The sequence below is a fragment of the Endozoicomonas sp. ALE010 genome, assembly GCF_049310165.1.
In the GTDB taxonomy this organism is placed as follows: Bacteria; Pseudomonadota; Gammaproteobacteria; order Pseudomonadales; family Endozoicomonadaceae; genus Endozoicomonas.
Genome location: NZ_JBLYNV010000137.1, coordinates 1 through 4,182, shown reverse-complemented (window position 1 = coordinate 4,182; position 4,182 = coordinate 1). Strand labels below are relative to the sequence as shown.

The 4,182-nt window shown below is 53.4% G+C and carries 2 protein-coding genes; one reads left to right on the top strand and one right to left on the bottom strand.

Annotated elements, in window-relative coordinates:
- Positions 1-2,932, bottom strand: a 2,932-nt coding sequence (locus ACO6UY_RS24040; protein ID WP_422491563.1) for a hypothetical protein, incomplete at its 3' end; no start/stop codon positions are given.
- A 1,040-nt stretch (positions 2,933-3,972) separates the two neighbouring features.
- Between ACO6UY_RS24040 and ACO6UY_RS24035 the strand changes: the two genes are divergently transcribed.
- Positions 3,973-4,182 (top strand): hypothetical protein (locus ACO6UY_RS24035; protein WP_422491562.1); only part of this gene is annotated, 210 nt, incomplete at its 3' end.

Here is a 4,182-nt window from a genome sequence, read left to right as displayed (position 1 = left end):
TGGCCCCCGGCAGGCCGGAAAAGTTCATGGTGGTGTTCGCTACCGGCGGTGCCGGTGTGGCCGGTAATGGTCCCCCGGCCACGCCTGAAGAGTAACCTGTGCTCCTGGCAAAACTGTTCACCTGCGTGGTATTGGCAATCACGGCCCCGCGCCTGAACCGGCCTGCAGCAATACCCACCAAGGTCTCATTACCGGAGGCGGTTACTGTGCTGTTCACCGCCCGGGTATCAGTAACGGTGCCGTTGCCCCTGATCTCCCCGGCACCGATAGCGCTATCGGCACCGACTCCCGAGGTTACCACCTGGCTGTTGTCAGACCGGGTGCCAGCCATCCTTGCCCGGGAATCCATAGCCCCGGTCCCGATAGCGGCATTGGCATCATAGCCGGAGGTTGTAACCGAACTGCCCCGGGCCAGGGTATCGGCGATCCTTGTGTCACTGCCCATGGCCCCGACGCCGATAGCGGCATTGGCATTATTGCCGGAGGTTTCCACCCGGCTGTTCAGGGCCGTGATTTGGGAAATCGCTGCGCCATTGCCAATACTCCCGGCACCGATACCGGCATCGGCTCCCTCACCGGCGGTGGTCACCGTGCTGTTCACCACAGTGGTGTTGACCACCGTGCCCCCCGACAGGACTCCGGCCCCGATACCTGCGTCGGCATCATTACCGGAGGTTATGACCTGACTGTTGTCCACAAGGATGTCATGGATTTTGCCGTTGCCGCCCAGTCCACAGGCCACCACACCCGTTGGCTTGCTGGCGCTGATACTGGCGCCGGTAAAGTACAGGTTGCCAATATCACCCTCAAGGTTGTCCACCAGGCAGCAATCCAGGTTGGTAATAGCATGGTGCTGGCCATTGTACTGGCCGGTAAAGTGCCTGATAGGTTGGCTCAAGCTGCTGGCATCGATATCGGTGGTTTGGATATAGGTGCCGTTCAGTGGGTAGTTATGGTCAGTGCCGATTTTAACCAGGGTTTCGGCGTTGGCGACTTCGATCAGCTGGTTAGTGACTGTTGGCGACGTTGGGCTGTGTGCAGAAGTTGCTATTGCTTCTGGTGTTGTGATTTGTCTGGGAGTGGTTGAGATGGTTTCCAAGGCAACAGGACATGACGCAAACCCGGTGAAAGTGTCATTTGTTAATGCCCATGAATAACAGTCACCGGGCTGGCAATTCGGCTTCAACAGGCGGGGGTCAGTATCTTCACAGAAATGATCGAGCAAGTAGAGGCAATCCCCGGCGGTGTCTGGTTGCAGTGTACCGTTAATGCGAACATTACAGATAGTGGGGTTAAACCCTCCCCGGATACTTGCATCGGCATATCTGCTTTCGACAGTGGTGTTTACCGCCTTAGTGTTGAGCACAGTGCCGCGCCTTGCTGTCCCGATACCTGCATTTGCAGTTTTTCCTGAGGTTTTAACCTTGCAGTTGAATGCCATGGTGTTAGCAATGTTAGCAATGGTTCCATAATCAATGCTCCCCGCACCGATACCGGCATCAGCACCATCACCGGAGGTTTCCACCGTGCAATTTATCGCCATGGTGTTAGCGACGGTGTAAGCCTGGCGTCCAATAACTTTCCCCACACCAATACCAGCATCACCTCTACCGGAAGTTCCCACTGTGCAATTTATCGCTATGGTGTTAGCGACGGTGTTAGAAACGCCTCCGCCAGAATCAGAATAACGAGAATAAACTGCCCCCGCCCCGATACCGGCATCACCATTACCATCACGGAGCGTTTTCACGTTGCAGTTAATTGCAATGATGTTGGCAATGCTTCCAAAAACCTGGCCTGCCCCGATACCGACATCATAAAAATTTAAATAATAACCGGGGTTTTCCACCGTGCAGTTGATTGCTGTGATGTTAGCAAGAGCTCCCTTTGATAAGACAGCTCCTCCGCCGATACCAGCATGCTTTCCAGCGCTGACAGAGCAATCAACTGCTGTGATATTGGCAACCTTTCCGTCGATTTCACCCCCTACAATTGCCGCATTATCCCATCGGTTGTCAACATGTGCATTTTCAACCCGGATATTACTGACTGTCCCACCGCGTGAAACTTTACAGGCCACCACCGCAGTTGGACCAGAGCTGGACCCTATACTGGCATCAGTGAAACGCAGGCCATCAACCTCACCCTTCAGATTTTTCACAAAGCAGTCCCGGAGATTCTCAATGGTATATCCCTGACCATTGTATTTACCGGTAAATGCTTGACCATCGCTGCCAATGGGTTGGAGTAATTCACCACCATCAATATTCGCAGTCTGGAAGTAATTACCACTCAGTAGATAGTCCGGATCACGGCCAAACTTGTCCAGAGTTTTGGCATCCGGCACCGGCTTCCACACTTCTTTACTGCCGGATGGGGATGCAGCCGCCGCAGCGGTCAGGCTGGACAGGGCACCCAGTGCCATGGCGGTTTTCGGTAGCTGACCAGTGCCGATGGAGGTAGTGGCTGGCGGGCTGGTTCGTTGTCGTGTTTGCTGCGGCTTCTTGTTTTTCCTGTCTTTGTCGTTTGTTGGGGAGCGGTCCTCTGAAATGTCTGCCCGACCTTCCGTTGGAGGAGAACCTTCAGTCGCTCCAAAAGCGCCCAAAAGATCCCTGAAACGGGTCGCTGCGGAAAAAGTGACAATGCCCTCCAGCATCGTGCGGATCTCCGCTGGCAGCACTGTATAAGGCGACACCAGCCGGGCCGCCAGCTCAACACCCTGGAAAAAGCTGCTGTCCTGCCCATCGGGGCTGCCAAAAGTGAAGGCCGGACCTTCATCCGGTTGTGCCGACGGCTGCGTCCCGGGAGGAATATAACCGGGATGAAGCGACCGCAAAAACAGGATCGGAACGCGCCAAGGGGCGACCGTTAAAAACCCGGCAAATAGCCCGTCACTTTCCGTTGGCTGATCGGGTACGGAGCCAGAAGCCATGGGTGCGCCTGTGGACTGAACGGCAGGTTGGGATATCAAAGTTATTACCTCGCAAAATGAGACAAGGATAGACAAGGCTGAGGCATCAAAAAGAACCGTTTGAATTATCTGCAACTGATAATGCGCAAGAATCTTATAAAACAGAGAAAAGCCGGGGGGGGGGGGCAGGTCCCGAACTGCGTAAAAAGCTGGGGTCAAAAAAGCTGGGGGCAGGTCTTCGTAAAAGACTTTTTCTGACATCAAAACCGGGGGCCGCATAATCTCCCGGGATAAATCTGCAAGTGAATTCCGAATGCTGTGCAGGTGGTGTCCGGCGTATAGGTGGCATGAATCTGTGCCGGGCTCTTCTGTGGAACTGCGGGAACCAGTCGCGTGGATGCTAAGGGAGACTCCCAAGTGGCTGCAACCACAAGAGATTGAGTACCTGATAAACCGGAGGAGTTCGTAGTGAAAACAGGGTTACTTTCATATGGAGTTAATTGGGTAGGTTGTCCTGCATGGCTGCAAGCTGTCTATCGAATTGGTTCACGAGTATGAAATTAACCTGCCCGATGGGAACGGTATGAATCGAGAGGTTCACGTACCGTTCTGCGAGGAGCTGTCGGGGAAGTTCCGACGGTCTACTCTCCAAATATCTTTGTTAACAGCATAAACGACATTTGTCATACATAATTAAAGACCTGACCCCGATTCCCTTTGAGACCTCACCCCAAAGGCCGGATATATGCAAGCATTACTCTTTAACGTCATGATGGAAAAATTTTCCTTGCAATGCGGGGCGGACCATATACGACACGGTTTCGCGGGCTCACGCGGGATCATAAACAGCCTTACCCCACCCGTTGGATTTACAAAAATCATCCACTGAATTAAATCGGTTAAAATAAACATCGCGTAATTTAGTTTTATTGGTACATCCTGATTTTTTCTTGATAAGGGCTAAGCTACTGCAGCGAGGCGGAACTCCTCCGCTTGGACCGCTTCTCCAATAATCTTGGTATAAGCCACGTTTATCTCCACAACAAACCGGAGAAACATTATTGTTTTTTGAACATGTAACTGTTTCTACTATAACGGTCGGAACTGTGGTGGGCGGCTTGGCGGTCGTCAATATTCCAAAGGTCGGCGTTTTGGTGGTCGGCGTTTTGGTGGTCGACGCTTTGGTGGTCGGCGCTCCGGTGGTCGTTGCTCCGGTGGTCGTGGCTCCGGTGGTCGTTGCCTCGGTGGTCGTTGCCTCGGTGGTCGTTGCC